General features: G+C 47.5%; 15 protein-coding genes. 2 read left to right on the top strand and 13 right to left on the bottom strand.

All coding sequences use genetic code 11. The features are described 5' to 3' along the window. The first annotated feature begins 52 nt into the window (after nucleotides 1-52). A complete protein-coding gene (locus QT987_RS00190; RefSeq protein WP_333236235.1) occupies nucleotides 53-547 on the top strand; it encodes a GAF domain-containing protein in 495 nt (164 codons plus the stop codon). Between the two features lie 189 nt (nucleotides 548-736). Here QT987_RS00190 and QT987_RS00185 read toward each other — a convergent pair whose 3' ends face one another. The 6 genes from QT987_RS00185 to QT987_RS00160 are packed head-to-tail and all read right to left on the bottom strand — an operon-like array spanning nucleotide 737 to nucleotide 5,438. Next, entirely contained in the window at nucleotides 737-1,057 is a 321-nt protein-coding gene (locus QT987_RS00185; protein ID WP_333236233.1) for a XisI protein, read from the bottom strand. Next, nucleotides 1,045-1,461, bottom strand: coding sequence for a XisH family protein (locus tag QT987_RS00180; RefSeq protein WP_333236231.1), 417 nt, complete (start codon nucleotides 1,459-1,461; stop codon nucleotides 1,045-1,047). The genes QT987_RS00185 and QT987_RS00180 overlap by 13 nt, the downstream gene beginning before the upstream one ends. 43 nt (nucleotides 1,462-1,504) lie before the next feature. After that, entirely contained in the window at nucleotides 1,505-2,695 is a 1,191-nt protein-coding gene (locus QT987_RS00175; protein ID WP_333236229.1) for a GIY-YIG nuclease family protein, read from the bottom strand. Then, complete coding sequence (locus tag QT987_RS00170) at nucleotides 2,688-4,763, bottom strand: DEAD/DEAH box helicase (protein ID WP_333236226.1); 2,076 nt, start codon at nucleotides 4,761-4,763, stop codon at nucleotides 2,688-2,690. Before QT987_RS00170 ends, QT987_RS00175 begins: the two co-directional genes overlap by 8 nt. A gap of 25 nt (nucleotides 4,764-4,788) precedes the next feature. Next, nucleotides 4,789-5,196, bottom strand: a complete 408-nt coding sequence (locus QT987_RS00165; protein WP_333236224.1) for a PIN domain-containing protein — start codon at nucleotides 5,194-5,196, stop codon at nucleotides 4,789-4,791. Nucleotides 5,197-5,204: 8 nt separating this feature from the next. Then, nucleotides 5,205-5,438, bottom strand: a complete 234-nt coding sequence (locus QT987_RS00160) for a DUF2281 domain-containing protein (protein WP_333236222.1) — start codon at nucleotides 5,436-5,438, stop codon at nucleotides 5,205-5,207. Nucleotides 5,439-5,551: 113 nt separating this feature from the next. Here QT987_RS00160 and QT987_RS00155 point away from each other — a divergent pair, with 113 nt between their 5' ends. Beyond that, a complete protein-coding gene (locus QT987_RS00155) occupies nucleotides 5,552-5,698 on the top strand; it encodes a hypothetical protein (RefSeq protein WP_333236220.1) in 147 nt (48 codons plus the stop codon). Nucleotides 5,699-5,811: 113 nt separating this feature from the next. On the opposite strand, the gene QT987_RS00150 is transcribed toward QT987_RS00155, so the two are convergent. From QT987_RS00150 to QT987_RS00120, 7 genes are all read right to left on the bottom strand, one after another. Further along, nucleotides 5,812-6,267, bottom strand: a complete 456-nt coding sequence (locus QT987_RS00150; RefSeq protein WP_333236218.1) for a type II toxin-antitoxin system death-on-curing family toxin — start codon at nucleotides 6,265-6,267, stop codon at nucleotides 5,812-5,814. Nucleotides 6,268-6,270: 3 nt separating this feature from the next. Then, nucleotides 6,271-7,290, bottom strand: coding sequence for a DNA-binding protein (locus QT987_RS00145; protein WP_333236216.1), 1,020 nt, complete (start codon nucleotides 7,288-7,290; stop codon nucleotides 6,271-6,273). After that, on the bottom strand, nucleotides 7,287-10,088 hold the full coding sequence (locus QT987_RS00140) for a DNA methyltransferase (protein ID WP_333236214.1): 2,802 nt from the start codon (nucleotides 10,086-10,088) through the stop codon (nucleotides 7,287-7,289). The genes QT987_RS00145 and QT987_RS00140 overlap by 4 nt, the downstream gene beginning before the upstream one ends. 196 nt (nucleotides 10,089-10,284) lie before the next feature. Beyond that, the gene (uvrA, locus tag QT987_RS00135) at nucleotides 10,285-13,248 is read right to left on the bottom strand and encodes an excinuclease ABC subunit UvrA (protein ID WP_333236212.1); all 2,964 of its coding nucleotides are present in this window, start codon (nucleotides 13,246-13,248) and stop codon (nucleotides 10,285-10,287) included. Between the two features lie 73 nt (nucleotides 13,249-13,321). After that, complete coding sequence (locus QT987_RS00130) at nucleotides 13,322-13,765, bottom strand: retroviral-like aspartic protease family protein (RefSeq protein ID WP_333236210.1); 444 nt, start codon at nucleotides 13,763-13,765, stop codon at nucleotides 13,322-13,324. 121 nt (nucleotides 13,766-13,886) lie between these two features. After that, a complete protein-coding gene (locus QT987_RS00125) occupies nucleotides 13,887-14,513 on the bottom strand; it encodes a 7-carboxy-7-deazaguanine synthase QueE (RefSeq protein WP_333236208.1) in 627 nt (208 codons plus the stop codon). A 212-nt stretch (nucleotides 14,514-14,725) separates the two neighbouring features. Then, a complete protein-coding gene (locus QT987_RS00120) occupies nucleotides 14,726-15,424 on the bottom strand; it encodes a class I SAM-dependent methyltransferase (protein ID WP_333236206.1) in 699 nt (232 codons plus the stop codon). Nucleotides 15,425-16,503 lie beyond the last annotated feature (1,079 nt).

Genomic DNA, 16,503 nt, shown 5'->3' with positions numbered 1-16,503 from the left:
GTTAAATAATTCAGATCGGGCGAGTGTACTAGGAATTAAAGGAGTTAATATCATGTCTGGCGATCGCCTGCAAAACATTGTTAACCGCTTGACAGATCGTCTAAAGCGCGATGTATTAGTTGAAAAATCCCTCTACGACATTCGAGAAGTTTTGCAGAGCGATCGCGCGGTGCTTTATCATTTTTACAAGCAGTGGCAAGGTCGAGTGACTTACGAGATGTTGAGTGCGATCGAACTCTCTATCTTGGGTTCAACAGGGCCAGACGAATGTTTTAACGAAGAATACGCCGCTTTGTACGAAGCCGGCAGAGTTAGAGCAATTGCAGATATTGAAGTAGAACCAATTAACCCATGTCACCGAGATTTTCTGCTTAGCCTGAAAGTTCGCGCCAATTTAGTCGTGCCAATTTTAACAAACAAAGGACTGTGGGGGCTGTTAATTGCTCATCAGTGCAGCGGGCCCCGCACTTGGTTGCGATCGGACATTGAATTCATGCAGCAACAAGCACAAAATATGGCAATGTCTCCCACAATTCAAGATAGTTAATATTTAATCCCAGATTCTGCTTGGTGACAGTTGGGGTATCGAGCATAAAATATATATGCGAAAACCGAGACAGAAATATTTACACATATATAATGTTGCAAAGCTTAGGGGAAGAGAATTTCAGATTCTATTTTGTGTAATTAATTCTGTCTAACTACTTATCCATCTAACTGTTCCAAACCTTGGTCTCTAGGAATAGTTGGTGGCAAGGAGTTTTCGGATGCTGGGGGAGCGAAACCCAAGAATGATATCTTGAGGAGACACGCCACGTTGAATCAGTTCTCGATCGATGTATATCTCGGTACTGTTGTGCTGAATCCAGATTTTATTTTCAATGATATCGAGCTGCATGGCACACCCATAGATGCGATATTCGTCGCGCCATTCGTTGTGCATAACGAGATATCGATCGCGGGCGATATCGAAAATTAACTGAGCATTTGCGTCATTTTTAGAAAAGTCTTCGAGAAAGTCACAAACAATTTTGCGGTATTCGTTTAGTCTATCCATTGGTCGATCGCCTCACGAGTTGGATTGTAAATAATTAGTCGAATTTCATAACGTTCGATGACAGTTTTTGCGGGTTCAAATCTGAGAAAACTTTGGTAGGTATCGGTGGGTACTGCCAGATACAGCATACGTTCTGGTTCGCTAGAGACTTCGATGGCAACGCGATAGTTGAGGAATTGACCGAGGGCAGTGTGGAATTCAGAAATGGTGGAGCCACCTGCGAAACTTTTGACTTCTACAGCTATTTTACGTCCTTCTTTTTCAGCGGCGATCGCTTCTTCGGCTGCAAGAGCGATGTAGACATCAGCAACACCATAACGTAACTGGTAGGGATCGTGGGTAATCTTCCAGCCATCTTTTTGTAGGGCGATTTTGACCCGGTTGTGGAAGAGATCCTTTGCCATTTTTAGTTTGGGTTCTAATTGGACGTATTCCCCTTAGATAGCATTACGATCGAGTAAGACTTGCTGTCTTCGGATCATACCGGAATTGATCGAGGGTTCCTTCCTTGATTTTTTCGATCGCCTCTTCAATCGCCTCTAGCGGAACAAGGAACCACTCCCTCGGTTTCACGGGTATGCCAAAGCGATCCGGCAATTCCAACTCCAATCGAACACTGCTGAAAACCTTTTGAAGTAGTGTCTCAAGTCTCTTGGGGTTGATTTTTGACAGTTTGAATGTTACGACGATTTCCACTTCTGCGAACAAATAAGTCGAGTCTTTCTTAGCGGTGGCAATTCGGCTTTTTACATCACCTCTGGTAACACCAATCTTGTGAATGACAGACCGATGCTCAGCAATGAAGGGATGATCGGATTGGCTTCTCAGCACGTAAATGTACCCAGTTGTTAAGTCGTCTTTTGCTTCAATGCCAGAAAACAGGGGACCGAAATCGGGGTCGGTGATGCGGCGGCTGGCCTTGTCTTTATTTAACGCACGCTGGAGCGATCGCAACAGCAAATCGCTCTCGGTGGCATTGTCATAAACCACCCTCAGCCGGCAGTCCGATCGACCATAGTCGCTGACAAACGGCTCACCCATATCGGCCACCATCACCTTCTGCCCATCAAGGATGAACAAATCCCCTTCCTTTACGGCCGCATAGTCCTGGTATTTGATGGTTTGCCGTTCGCCCGACTGCAATTGCCGTTGCACTTTGTCAAAGATGGGTTTGAATTCATCAAAGTCCTGGCAGGGAGTACGTTGGGCGATTTCCTCCGCTGCTTTGATTTCGCTGCGCGATCGCACATGAGTAAGCTGGGTAACGTCGTTCTCTGAGGCTGCATCGACTCCCAGGGAGGCCAGCAGTGCTTCATCTGTCAGATCGCGAACTGTGATCAGGCTGGCATCAGTCTCAGCATCTAAAAGTCCGCGTGAGTCTAGCGGTTCCAAGACTGCGCGACATTCCTCCGATTCTCGCAGGCGATCGAGCCGTACTGCATAAAGCCGCTCGAAGATATCCCGATCTTCCCCATGTTGGGGCAGTCTGCCATATTCTTCCACAAACCGCTCGATCTCCTCAAAGCCTGCGACGATCCGCTCTTCTCTGGCAGAACGCTGGCCGGAGGGTTCGGGGGTCATGTCCATGCCCAATTCACCCAGCAATTCCAAATCATCATCGGTGGTGTACTTAGGCATTAGTTTCCTCCTTTACTTTGCGTTGCAGGAAGGCAACTCCTTCTGCCATCCGTTTTTCCCAGGGATCGACTGCTGTGAGAGAGGGCAACCTGCCCTTTTCTTGCTTGAACCGCAGCGCCCGTTTGGCTAATTCCCGCGCTTCTTCCACGCTAAGGGTTACTCGCTTAGCCGCAATGACTTCCGCCACCTGCTTCAGCCGTTCTTCGCTCATGGACTTAGCCAGAATGGCGTAGGCTTCGCCAAAGGGATTGATGCGATCGATCAGATCCATATCGAGGTCTGTTACCGATAGGGCGAACTTCCTCACCCCATCGAGGAGTGAGGTGTTTTTCGCTGCTTCCCCACCACCAGGATTTGTGGCGTACTGCCCACCACTTTCGTTCATGGTTTTTTTAGCTTGTTGGACGAGGGTGAGGGCGGCGATCGCGTGTTGGCGGACGGCTTCTCGATCTTCCGCTTCTAGATTTGGGAACTTCTCTTTGACGATTTTGCCCATGCGAACTTGGGTTAGTTCTTCCGGCACCAATTCTTCATCAAACAGGCCGCGCTCGATCGCTGGCTTATCTTGGACAAATGCCGTCACCAGTTCGGTCAAGTCTTCGCGGCAGATGCGTTCGGCTTCCGGGCTCTTGGGTTCGGCTAATCCCTTAATTTCCATTTGAATCAGGCCTCTCTCTGGATTGATGCCCACGTTGCACTTGCCAGGATTGTAACCATCTTCCCCGTAGTCGAAACCGGGTGTTGGTTGATTGTCGGGGCGCTTGGGTTTGAACTCGAAGCGCGGCGCGAGCACTTGCTCCATCAGTAGGCTGGCTGCAATGGCTTTGAGCGTGTCGTTCACCGCCTCGGTGACGGCAGATTCGGCGGCATCCGGCTCGGCAATCAGGTTGGTGAACCGAGCGCGGGTTTTCCCTGGTGCATCGCGGGTGGCGCGACCGATAATCTGAATAATCTCGGTCAAACTGGAGCGGTAGCCGATCGTCAGGGCGTGCTCGCACCAGATCCAATCGAAACCCTCTTTGGCCATGCCGAGGGCGATGATGATGTCCACACGATCGCGATTGTTCTTCTGGGTGGGGTCTTTTAGGGCGGTGGCGACTTTATCCCGTTTGGTGGGGTCGTCGTCTACGAGATCGGCAATCTTGAGGATCGTGCCGTCGGCGGTTTTGACGAGTTGAAATCCCGTCTTGGGATCGGTGCCTTGCCATTCGCCCAGTTCCTCGATGATGTGCTCCACCTCGCGGATCTTGTCCTTGGTGCTTTCGCGGGAGTTGACGTTGGGAATGTGCAGGATGGTTTTCTCTTTGGGGTTTAGCACCTGCACGATTTCGTCGGTGTAGCTACCCGCGTAGAAGTAGTAGCCGATGTCGAGTTGCTTCAGGTATTGGTAGCCGTTGAGCTGTTCGTAGTAGGTGTAGGTGACGGTATCGAATCGGGATTCGTCTTCGGGGTGCAAGACGGCTTCGGCATCGCCGCGAAAGTAGGAGCCGGTCATGGCTATGATGTGGGTTTTGTCGCGGGCCATGAGTTGGCGCACACGATCGCCCAGCTTGTTGTCTGGGTTGGACGAAACATGGTGAAATTCGTCTATGGCGATGAGGCGATCGTCTAAGACTTCGATACCGAATTTGTCCACGGCAAAGCGGAATGTGGCGTGAGTGCAGACCAGAATCTTGGCACCGCTGGCTAGAAACTTCTGCACCGCGCCCACTTTGCCGCCGTCGTTTCCCGGTGCGTCGCAGAGATTCCACTTCGGCTCAACTTGCCAATCGGCCCAAAAGCCAAACTGACTCAGCGGCTCATCGTGGAAGCTGGAGCCGATCGCCTTTTCTGGCACGACGATGATAGCTTGTTTGAGGTTTTGGTTCTCTAGTTTGTCCAGGGCGATGAACATCAGTGCGCGACTTTTGCCGGAGGCGGGGGGCGATTTTATTAGGAGATATTGTTCGCCGCGCTTTTGGTAGGCGCGTTCTTGCATCGGGCGCATACCGAGGGCGTTGGGGCGGGTGGAGGTGCCATCCTGGGCGTAGGTGACGGAAACTGAGGGAATCGCGATCGGTTTGCTCATCGGAATTTTTTTAGATATTTTTCTGCTAGAGCTGGTTTAAGAGTTCTGTGGGGGAATAAATGGGGAGGTTGCTACCAATGAAGTCTTTCCGATCGCGGGTGACGATTCCATCAAGTCGATTGAGGGTCGCGCAGGCGAGTTGGATGCTGTCTTCAAAGTCTTTCAGACCAAGGCTGAGAGCAGTTTCGACGGTCTGGCGATCGACAGCACAAAATCGGAGTCCAGTTAGTAGCCGATGAATGGCAGCAAGGGCGACTTCACGACCTTCGGTTTTACGGATGATGTAGAAAATATTGGTGATGGTGGTTGCGGCGATATAGCCTTCTAAGTTGCCCCGTTCAATTTGCTCGAAGAGGGCGATCGCGGTTTCGACAAAGGGTTCCCGTTCCAGGATTAGGTCTAGGACAATGTTGGTATCAATGAGAATTTTCACGGGATGGCTTACTGGTATTTTTGGGTGAGATAGTCGGTATATTCTGCTTGTATGTCATCCTCGTTTGGGGCTGAACCGGGACGTTTGGCGATGCCCCGGAGTCCGGTGAGAGTGCCGGGGGGGATAGTTTGACGGGGGGAGAGTTTTTTTTGGTGGAGGAATTCGGCGAAGTTGAGGACTTCGTTGATTTGGCTTTCTGGGAGAGTTTGGATAAGCTGGTAGAGTTTTTCGGCGGCTGTCATGATTTTTTGGGGATGGATGAATTTTTACTTTTATTATGGCTGAAGGGTCTAGGGCTTAGTTTTACCTTTAGCAGGCTTTTTCGGGGGGCGTTTGCTGGGGGTCATTTTGGTGTATGGCTCGAAGAGATTTTCGAGGCGTTCGGTGTCGTTTTGAAGTGGCGATCGATGTAGATGCGATCGAGCAGCGACTTCTTTGGGGTAGCGTGGTCTGCGCGGAGGTTGGGGGGCATGGTTTCAGGGTGACTCCCATTTGCTTTTAAGCACTTAAATCCTTGATTTATCAGGGTTTTGAGCTTTGGAGCTTCGTCATGTGGATTTGCATTTAAGCACTTTTACGCCCAAAAAGGGAGGTAACGACTCTGCTCTAGCTAAGCTAACCATTAGAATCAATATCGCCCATGACAGCAAGCGCCAACTTAAACTTAAGTTCTTCACTGAAATCTTCCTCGAAAATAAGAGACTCAATCAGTTCACATAAAAACTCTTTAGAAATTTTTCCTTCTGCTATCCAGACGGCGATATTTTCCATTTCTAGGACAAACTTTATTACCACAAAATCGTAACCATTGAGCTTTAGAAAATAAGCTCCCAATGCAATACTAGAGCGTTTATTTCCATCATTAAAAGCATGAAACTTGTTGACAGCAAAAACTAGGTGAGTTAATTTGTGGTGAATCTCAGGATAATAGAGATCGTTTTGAATATGTTCTAATGCACTCTCTAGTAGACTCGGATTATTAGACCCCGGAAAGCCCCCTGATTTTTCGATAATCCAATCATGCAGCTCGATCGCATAATGAATGTCAAAGTAAAAGAAATTTGCTGCCATAACTTACCGATCCTTCAATCGCTTAAATACAGCCAAAAGAGCCGGATCGGAAAGTTGCTCTTCTAAAGAACGGCTGGTTTCTCCTAAAAATTTATCAAAGTCGCTCTCTGGAACACTTTGGATATACGCTTCTAATTGTTGATGCAGAGCATCCCGAAACCCTAGATCGCGACTGGCCATTTTGATGCGGGCATCTTCAATAATGGGTTTTAGGTAGGGGTTTTCCTCTGCCGATTCAAATAGCGAATCAACCTCTTTCTGTTTCAGCTTTCGTCCCACCTTTTCTGACTCGGCTTTCAATTCTGCTGCCAAACCATTCTCTAGACTGGCAATGGCGATCAGAACTTCGGCATACATGGTATCACGGGGACAATCGTTTTTACCCAGGCTTAATATCTGCTTATATTCTTCGGCTTTCTCTCGGAAAACAATCTGATACACTTTGTTGGTGTAAATGCCATACTTAAATTTACCCATGTCGAGGTAATTATCAAGGGCATCGGTAAAGGTTTTACGATAGCTAAATTCTTGATAGACTGCTGGTAAGTAATTGTTATCTCTCTGGTTAATGTATTTGGTATGTCCGCCTGCCCGTTCTGCCATTACGTCAATGACGATATCTAAGATGCGCGATCGAATTGCACGGGCTCGATCGCTCTCCACTAGCACCATTGCTAGATTTAGAGTCGCCCGGAAGGTGAAAACCCCTAGGACTGTGGTTTTGGTACCGTAATCAGTTACGGTAGCATCCATCAAAGTCTTGAACTCTCGAAGTTTCTGGCCTCGTAGCACCCTATAGCCATTAGTCTTCAGCTCATGGTTGTGACTGGATAGATACTTTTCAATTGTACTTTCGCTGATACCGAAAATTTCAATCAGTTGTTGTTTGGTAAATAGCAGTTCTTCATCATAGTAAGTGCCTCCTAATCCTAAGTATTCTTCTATTTTTTCTAGGGCATAGCGATTGTTGAGGATATTTTGGCGATCGAGTGGCGATGAAGTTAAATCTTTTGCCATCATCATTTTTCTCCTTTGGTTTTACGTTTGGCGGACTTTTTTGGCAGTGCTGGTTGACTGGTCATTTTTGTGTACAATTCAAACAGTTTTTCGAGGCGTTCGGTGTCGTTTTTGAAGCGGCGACCAATGTAGATTCGTTCCAGGATTTCGTCGTTACGATCGTGCGCTTCCCTAACCAAAGGAAATTCGGTATCCATACGATCGCGATCGTACATTTCGGCGATCGTGGCTGGGAAATAGTGCTCTCGCGCTAGCAGGATATCTTCGGCGCAGCGGGTGAGGTCGGCTTTGTTTTGGTCGGTGAGGGTGGGGACGGGGAAGGTGTTCCAGCCGAGGGTGTTGGAGTAGCGAAAGTCTGTTTTTAGCTTGCCGCAGACGGTGGCGATCCAGACTAGGTGCAGGCGGGAGGCGATCAGCGCCATGTTCCAGAGGGGGGCATCGTAAAGGGCGAAGGCACTATCGTTAATAATAAATGAAGAGTCAAGAATACCTACTGGCAGAAATGAGCGGTTTTCTGAGGAATGCCTAGGTACGATGAAGCTCCATATCCTAGCTTCTTCTATATCACGAAATTGATGTGCACGTTCTGCTAGCTTTCTTGCACTCTCATCACAACTTGCAAGACGATTAGCTCTATTTTTCTGTACTCTATCAGCAATAAACGGAATAGACTTTGCTGCGCCAATATCCACATCTCTGATCCAAAGGCAGTGACGAGATGTTCCATTGATATAGTCATGACTACCTGCAATGGGTCGCAAGTATCGGGAAATCGCCTCAGCATCTTCTACAGGTATGTCATCTCGGAGCACAAAAAGATATCCGCCATCAACCGGTTTGTTCCCATAAGTCATTTTCTCCACAAGGGAAATTGGTTCTCGTCTCGATTCAACAAATACGTTTGACGCAGCTACCAAATAAGCATTAATGTTTTCAGCTTCCTTCGCGATCGTCTCACCGTTATTCTCAACGGAAATCAAATATCGAACTTTATCAACGTGATTGGAAATCCCAACAATAACTACAGTTACCCCAGCGTTATGACTCGCCAGATTCGCCCACTTGAAAGATGTGTGAGCGAAAGCAATCTCGTGTCCTGTTTCAAAAATTAGCGGCCATAGAGTCGGAACTTGTTGGCCCTGACAAATCGAATTTGTGGATACAAAAGCAGCAGCAGATGTCGTTTGCATCCCATAATCCGCTGCTTTCATAAACCAGCCAGACACATAATCAAGTGACTTCCACAACTTGGTACGTCCATCGAAAACAAGCTTTAGATCATCCTTCTGCTCTTTCGATTGCCAAGTAGAACCCAAATAAGGTGGATTCCCACAAATATAGGTTTCTCCGCCCTCATTCTCAAAATCAATCTCCGCCACTTCCCGCATCTCGCCAAACAAATCCAAATCCTCGCGCTGCACCTTCACCCCCGTCCCCGTCGGCGGACAAAGACTCAACCAATCCAACCGCAACGCATTCCCACAGGTAATCCAGTTATCATCCTTCAGTGGCAAAAACTCCGCCAGCGCCAACTTCGGCCCCCGATACAACACATCACATTGATACTCCGCAATAATCAACGCCAACCGCGCAATCTCACAGGAAAAGTGACGCAATTCAATTCCCCGAAAATTCGTCAGCGGAATCTCAGACTTGCGATCGCCCTCACCCCGAAGACGATTAATCTCCGCCTCAATTTCCCTCATCTTCTTATACGCAATCACCAGAAAATTCCCCGATCCACAAGCCGGATCGAAAACCCGAATTCGCGCTATCCGTTGCCGCAAATTCAGCAACTTACGGGCGTTATCCCCCGCTGCCTCCAATTGCTCCCGCAAATCATCCAAAAACAGCGGATTCAACACCTTCAGGATATTCGGCACACTCGTATAGTGCATCCCCAACGCACCCCGCTCTTCATCATCCGCCACCGCCTGAATCATCGAGCCGAAAATATCGGGATTAATCTTTGTCCAGTCCAGATTGCCAACATGAAGTAAGTACGATCGGGCAATCTTGCTAAAACGCGGCACCGCCACCCCACCCGAAAACAGCCCTCCATTCACATAGGGGAATCTATCTGCCCAATTGCGAATCTTCGCCGCCTCCCGATCCTTAAGCGGCGTACACATCGCCCGAAACATCTCCGACAGCACCTCGTGCGTATTCGACGAATCACTCGCACTCATTTGTTCGATGGTGGCAGTGAAGAGGGCATTGCTGTGAAAGATATTCGTATCCTCCGCAAAGAAACAGAAGATTAGTCGCGCCATGAAGTGATTTAACGCTTCCCGGCGATCGGCCTTGTCCCACTCCGGGTTCTCCTTCAGCAGCTCGACATACAGGCGGTTGAGGCGCCCCGTAGCCTTGATATCAAAGGCATTCTCCCGGATCTGCTTGACTGTCGTAATGCCCGCCAAGGGCAGGAAAAAACCGAAATGGTTGTGAAAGTCCGGGTAATCGCAAGCGACTATCTCCCCATCAGCGAGGTTTTCCGCCTCAAAACTTTTGCCATCGGTGGCCAGGATAAACTTAACCTTATACCGAGCCGTCGCCGCACTATCCCGCAACGCCGTGAGGGTGTTTGTCACCTCGCCTTCCGGGCAAACCTTCACATGAATATTGTTACGCTGGAGCACGCCACCGAGATCCGATTGGTTTGAGCCACCGCTTTTGCTTTTGAGCCGCTTGAGAGTCGTCGGCTTGTTACCAAAGGCTTCGAGGAAGGCAAAGGGGAACTCTTCCGAGTCAAAGGGCGCTTCAGCCAGCCTGGAAACTGCTTCTTCGATTTCGACTGCATTCATACTTCGACCATAGGTAGCTCAGGGGCGGTAGCTCAGAGGTTCCATTATCACCTCATAACGCAATTTTGGATTTTACCTTGATTTTCGATTATGGGGGTTGCGATCGCAGCGTTTTGGGGTGGAGGGCGATCGCCTACATCTTTCTTACTCCCCATCAGCATTTCCCTTCATCGAAGGTTAGGTGCTGTAGTGAGAATTAACTAACAGCTACAGCCTCCCCCAAAGGATGCTGCTCTAAAACAGCTTTCAAATACTTCCCAGTATAAGACCTCTGATTTGCCGCCACATCCTCCGGCGTCCCCGCCACAATAATTTCGCCGCCCTTATCTCCCCCTTCAGGCCCCAAATCGATCGCCCAATCGCAGCACCGAATCACATCTAAATTGTGTTCGATTACCAAAATTGAATTACCCTTATCCACCAATCTTTGCAGCACATTTAACAAATGGTGAACATCATAAAACGACAAACCAGTCGTCGGTTCATCTATCAAATAAAGCGTCTTCCCAGTAGCGCGGCGCGACAGTTCCGTTGCCAATTTTACCCGCTGCGCTTCGCCTCCAGAAAGCGTCGGCGCCGGCTGTCCCAACTGAATATAACCCAAACCAACATCAACCAAAGTTTGCAGTCTGACGCCCGCCCTGGGAATATTTTTAAACATCTCCAAAGATTCCTCCACGGTCATGTTCAAAACATCAGAAATCGACTTGCCTTTGTACTTCACTTGCAGCGTTTCCCGGTTGTAGCGCGCACCCTTGCAAACCTCACACTGCACGTAAACATCCGGCAGGAAATTCATCGAAATCACGTTCACGCCTTGGCCGCCGCAAGCTTCGCACCTTCCCCCTTTCACGTTAAAAGAAAACTGCCCCGCTTTGTAACCTCTTGCCTTCGCTTCAATGCTTTCGGCAAACAAATCCCGAATCACATCAAAGACTCCCGTGTAAGTAGCGGGATTAGAGCGCGGAGTACGACCGATGGGAGATTGATCGATGACAATTACCTTATCAACCACATCATCGAGAGAGCGTTCCCCTTTAGTTTTTAGGGCGTCCATATCGGGTGGTAAAGGCACTTTTTTGGTGATATAGTGTTGCAGCGACGGGTACAACAATTCATTGATTAAAGTTGATTTTCCCGAACCGGAAACCCCCGTCACGCAGACGAGTTTTCCGAGGGGAATTTCCACATCGATATTTTTTAAATTGTTGCGCGTCGCATTGATGATTGAGAGAGCTTTGCCGTTGCCTTTTCTTCTTTCATTAGGGGTTTCAATTACTCGCTTTCCCGACAAATAAGCACCAGTCAAAGATTCCTCTGCCGCCAGCAAATTTTCTAAGCTTCCTTGCGAGATAATTTTGCCACCGTGAACGCCAGCACCGGGCCCGATATCGACAATGTGATCGGCCGCTCGCATCGTTTCTTCATCGTGTTCTACGACAATCAAAGTATTGCCTAAATCGCGCAATTTTGTTAAGGTTTGCAGCAGGCGAAAGTTGTCTCTTTGGTGCAGTCCGATGCTCGGTTCGTCCAAAACGTAGAGCACTCCTGTCAAACCAGAACCGATTTGAGTCGCCAGCCGAATTCGCTGGGCTTCTCCGCCAGAAAGTGTCATTGCGGCGCGGTCTAAAGTCAAGTAATCTAACCCGACATCAAGCAAAAATTGCAGCCTTGCTTTGATTTCTCTCAGGGCTAAATCGGATATTTGGAATTGCCGATCGCTCAATCCCAAATTATTGACTCGTTCGCGGCATTCGCGGATCGAAATACTGGTTAAATCCACAATTCCGTACTGTCCCAACCGCACCGAAAGCGCCTCGGGTTTCAAGCGTTTGCCGTGACAAACCTCGCAAGAGCGATCGACCCGATACTGTTCCAACTTCTGCTTGATCAAATCAGAACCAGTATCGTCGTACTGGCGCTGCAACATGGAAATTACGCCATTAAAATCTCTCCTAAAATCGGTGGTGTTGCCGTCGCGCTTTTTACCTTCTGCGGTGCGCTTTTGTTCATTGCCGTACAAAATCACGCGCTGGTGTTCGGGCTTTAATCGATACCAAGGAGTGTCGATATCAAACCCGCAAGTATCAGCAATACTGCACAGCAAAGAAAGATAATAAGAATTATCTTTGTCAGACCAAGGCGCGATCGCACAATAAAGAGGCGCTTTCTCGTCGGGAACTACCAACTCCGGCGCAAAAGTCCGCAAACTCCCCAAACCGTGGCAGTTTTGGCACGCGCCGTAGGGCGAATTAAACGAAAATAACCTGGGTGAAAGTTCCTCCATTACCGCGCCGTGTTCGGGACAAGCAAAGTTTTCGGAAAATACGATCGGCCCCTGCGGTTGGGAATTTTCATCACTCGGTAACTCTTCAACGATCGCAATTCCCTCTGAATGGCGCAAACAAGTTGCCAGAGAATCAACTAAACGTTCTTCTAAACCGGGTTTTTTAATTAACCGATCGACAACTATCTCGATATTGTGCGTTAGATTTTTATCTAATTCGATATTTTCCGAAAGTTCTAAAATTTCTCCGTTAACTTTGACGCGAATAAATCCTTCCGCAGCTAAACTCGACAATAATTTGCGGTGAGTGCCTTTTTTTCCGCGCACAACTGGTGCCAGAAGATGAAAGCGAGTGCCGTCGGGAAGTGCCATGACTCGATCGCACATTTCATCAATTGTCTGCGGCGCAATGCAGCGATCGCAAATCGGACAGTGCGGTTCACCGGCTCTGCCGTAGAGTAATCTGAGATAATCATAAATTTCTGTAACAGTGCCAACAGTCGATCGCGGGTTATGAGAAGTTGACTTTTGGTCGATCGAAATAGCCGGACTCAAGCCCTCGATCGCGTCCACATCCGGTTTGTCCAACTGTCCCAAAAACTGGCGCGCGTAGGCGCTGAGAGACTCGACGTAGCGGCGCTGTCCCTCGGCAAAAATTGTATCGAAAGCGAGGGAAGACTTACCAGAACCGGAGACGCCAGTAAAAACGATCAGGCGATCGCGCGGCAGTTCCAGATCGATATTTTTCAGGTTGTGCTGTCTCGCACCGCGAACCCGAATCGTATTTTGGTTGTTAGAGTGAGAATTCGTCAAATTATGCCCGTTGCGGGATGCACTTGGCTGGCTGTTTGAGGTTTCGGCGCGTTGGGACATGAGAGTAGTGCAAAACAGTGCTTAACCATCTTAGCGCTGCCTTTGGAATAGCTGGCATCCAAACTCAAGAATATCAAAGAATTGTCAAATAAGTTTCCGTCGGCCCGTCGGGCAAAACCTTCAATCTTTGATTTTTCAAATCGACTTCAATTCCCAGCGCTTCCATCGGAATCACCCCTAAAAGTGGAGTTTTTCCCTCTGGCAATTCCAAACACTCAAAAGTCCCTTCGCGGCCGCACAGAGAAATCGAAGCATCCCGAAAAATCCTCGCCTCACTAATGCCCGTGGCTGTTTCCACAACCACTTGCTTGAGAATTTTCAAACCCAGTCTGGCGATGACATCTTTAGGCAAACACAAAGTTGTCGCGCCCGTATCCACCAAAACATTTTCTAGAGTAACAGACCTGACTTGCTCCATTGGAATCAGACCATCTTCTGCTTTAGCTTCATCAATCCGATTCGTAATTACTAGGGTTGTGATAACTTTTCCCATTGGAGTTTCCGTAGTTGTTTCCATTACGTTCAAATTATCATAAATTGCTGCTTCAATTTTAGCACATAGTTCCACAGACTGTAGGACGATGCACTCCCCACTTTACACCGCCCACCTGACGAATAGCTCTGGCTAAATTATCAATTTATTGCACACCAATAAATTTGTGAGTTTGCAAAGATAGCCTGTAACTAGGATTTTGTTTTAGCAATCCCAAAATAATTGGAATCGCTGAAGTTTTTGAGTTCCATTCTGGCTGCAAGAAAACCGGAATATTCACATTCTTTTCCAAATGCTTGTGATAAAATTCAACTTCTTCGCCCGTGCTAACCACCAACTTAATTTCATTAGCTCTAGTCCACAAAAGCTCTTGCACCGGATATTTAGGATTGACGTGTTCTTTAGGAGAAAGAGTAATCCAAGCCTGCGGGGAAACATCCTGCCAGTAAGCACCCGAAGTTTCAATACTCACCTGCTTGTCAGCTTCTAACAAAGCTTCAACTAACTCCGGCAAATCGCCGTGTATAAAAGGTTCGCCACCAGTAATGACCACCCTCGGAGACTGCAATTGAGCGAGCAATTGGGCGATCGACTGCGGTACAGACGGCAAACCTTTGCCCCCATTTTCGTAGCCTGTGTCACACCAAGGACACCGCACAGGGCAACCGGCCAATCTGATAAAATCAACTAAAGTCCCCGTCCAGTAACCTTCGCCTTGAACAGTACACTGAAAAGTTTCGTGAATTGGTAATTTTAGTTGTAAATTAGACACCCGAAGTTACGCCTCAAATCAATTAATTACGTTGTTTAGATATAATATTCTTAAATTGTTATTTCTTCGCGGTTTGCAGCAAATAAAAACAGTCCTGAACCTATAAACGGGGTTTATGAAAAAAAATTATCCGTTTTATCCTAAGCAATCCGGTTTCTTCATAGCTTTGGTATGAGTCCCTTAAAAATCCACCACAAACCGCAAATAACTCTTTAATTATGCTGTTCAGGTTCCATCAGAGTAGCCCAACGGCGTTTTAGGGCCAAAGTCAGTCCGTCAGCAATGGGGACAACACTGAGAGTAACTCTGGGATCGTTACGCAATTTGTCGTTAAAAGTACGAATGGCGAGGGTGCTTTCGTCTTGTACTTGAGGATCGGCAACTCGTCCAGACCACAGAACATTGTCAATTACAATTAAACCGCCATTGCGTACAAGTTGCAGCGATCTCTCAAAATAAGCCTCATAATTTTCTTTATCGGCGTCGATGAAGGCAAAATCAAACGTTCCAGCTTGTCCCTCGGCTATTAGTTTGTCGAGAGTATTTATTGCTGGGCCCAACTGCAAAGAAATCTTATTAGCAACGCCCGCAGCTTCCCAATAGCGTCGTGCGATCGCAGTATATTCCTCGCTGACATCGCAGGCAATAATTTGACCGTTAGGAGGCAGTGCTAAAGCTACGCACAGCGCACTATAACCAGTAAAAACGCCAATTTCTAAGGTTTTGGTGGCTCCCATAAGCTGCACCATGAGCTCCATAAACTGACCTTGTTCGGGAGCAATCTGCATCATCCCCATAGGATGCTTAGCAGTTTCTTCCCGTAGTGAAGCCAGAATATCTGGCTCCCGCAGAGAAATAGATAACAGATAATCGTAAAGTTGATGTTCTAGGCCAAGAGTTGAGTTCGCCATTGGTTTGTCCTTGCTGCTCACTTTTGATTTTAGATTTTAGACGCCCTGTTAATGGAAATCGGAGAATGTAGAGTTAATTTAGGCACCTATTTTGCTGTGGCTGAGGGCAGGTTGCAGTAGCACTGTCTCGGTTACACAGAGGAAACTTGCAAAACGCGCGCTCTACTTCCAAATCAGTTTATCAGGAAATTGGGTTTAAAACCCCGTCACTTCGGCTACGCTCAGTACATCGCCTTCTAGGGCGGCTTTAATTTCTTAAATCCATTCCTAAAAATCAGGAATTGCTGGTATTGGTAGTATACTAAAATCGTCAAGGTTAAACTCCTTTACCATCGTGAAACAGTTAAGACACACTTTTAGGTATAAACCGGGGGACGCAGAGCGGCGAAAACTCTTAAAACAGCTAAAGGATCAACGCATCCTTAAACCAGTAAAAACAAACAATTTCTTGATTTGTTAAGTAGGGTAGGGCATACCCAAACTCGCTTGCTTGTATCCTAGTACGCTTTTGGAGATAGACCCTCTGGGGTAACAGTGAATTAGACTCGTCAATTTGTACTATTGTACGGTTGAAAGGTTTAAGGACTGCCGCAAGGACATGGTGCTTAAAGGTCAGTCGATGAATTAAGAATCCCCACGCCTTTAGGCTGGGGAGTGTCAACTCAGCCACAGGTGATTTAGCAGATCTGAAAAATAAAAGTTGAGAGAGGGGATGGTTTCCAGATTGCTGCGTTCCTCCCCATGCGTAACGCCGTGAGTGATACCACTTCTCAAAAAAATGCCACTGTAGACAAGCTGCACAGCCAAACATAATCAGTTATTCCTAATCTCAAATCTTAAATAGAAATCCTAAATCAATTGCAAACACATTGGGCTTCCCCAATTCTGATGAAGTTGGTATTAATTAAGATAAATTTTGGTGACTCATTTAGAATTGCTAAATTTCAACTTTCTAATGGTATGAGTTGGGGAGACGGTGACTTCATCCCGCTCACTAATCGCCAATGATTCATTATTTATAACTTATGCACTCCTCACAAACCAACCGTTTCATTTAACTATTATTGATGGGTTAAAGC

Source organism: Microcoleus sp. SVA1B4 (genome assembly GCF_036700545.1).
In the GTDB taxonomy this organism is placed as follows: Bacteria; Cyanobacteriota; Cyanobacteriia; order Cyanobacteriales; family Microcoleaceae; genus Microcoleus.
The sequence above is the reverse complement of the archived record's forward strand: the minus strand, read 5'-3'. Positions and strand labels throughout refer to the sequence as shown.

Coding starts and splice junctions, on each gene's coding strand:
- QT987_RS00190 (WP_333236235.1), top strand. CDS start 53: ATGTCTGGCGATCGCCTGCAAAACATTGTTAACCGCTTGACAGATCGT.
- QT987_RS00185 (WP_333236233.1), bottom strand. CDS start 1,057: ATGGATAGACTAAACGAATACCGCAAAATTGTTTGTGACTTTCTCGAA.
- QT987_RS00180 (WP_333236231.1), bottom strand. CDS start 1,461: ATGGCAAAGGATCTCTTCCACAACCGGGTCAAAATCGCCCTACAAAAA.
- QT987_RS00175 (WP_333236229.1), bottom strand. CDS start 2,695: ATGCCTAAGTACACCACCGATGATGATTTGGAATTGCTGGGTGAATTG.
- QT987_RS00170 (WP_333236226.1), bottom strand. CDS start 4,763: ATGAGCAAACCGATCGCGATTCCCTCAGTTTCCGTCACCTACGCCCAG.
- QT987_RS00160 (WP_333236222.1), bottom strand. CDS start 5,438: ATGACAGCCGCCGAAAAACTCTACCAGCTTATCCAAACTCTCCCAGAA.
- QT987_RS00155 (WP_333236220.1), top strand. CDS start 5,552: ATGGCTCGAAGAGATTTTCGAGGCGTTCGGTGTCGTTTTGAAGTGGCG.
- QT987_RS00150 (WP_333236218.1), bottom strand. CDS start 6,267: ATGGCAGCAAATTTCTTTTACTTTGACATTCATTATGCGATCGAGCTG.
- QT987_RS00145 (WP_333236216.1), bottom strand. CDS start 7,290: ATGATGATGGCAAAAGATTTAACTTCATCGCCACTCGATCGCCAAAAT.
- QT987_RS00140 (WP_333236214.1), bottom strand. CDS start 10,088: ATGAATGCAGTCGAAATCGAAGAAGCAGTTTCCAGGCTGGCTGAAGCG.
- uvrA (WP_333236212.1), bottom strand. CDS start 13,248: ATGTCCCAACGCGCCGAAACCTCAAACAGCCAGCCAAGTGCATCCCGC.
- QT987_RS00130 (WP_333236210.1), bottom strand. CDS start 13,765: ATGGAAACAACTACGGAAACTCCAATGGGAAAAGTTATCACAACCCTA.
- QT987_RS00120 (WP_333236206.1), bottom strand. CDS start 15,424: ATGGCGAACTCAACTCTTGGCCTAGAACATCAACTTTACGATTATCTG.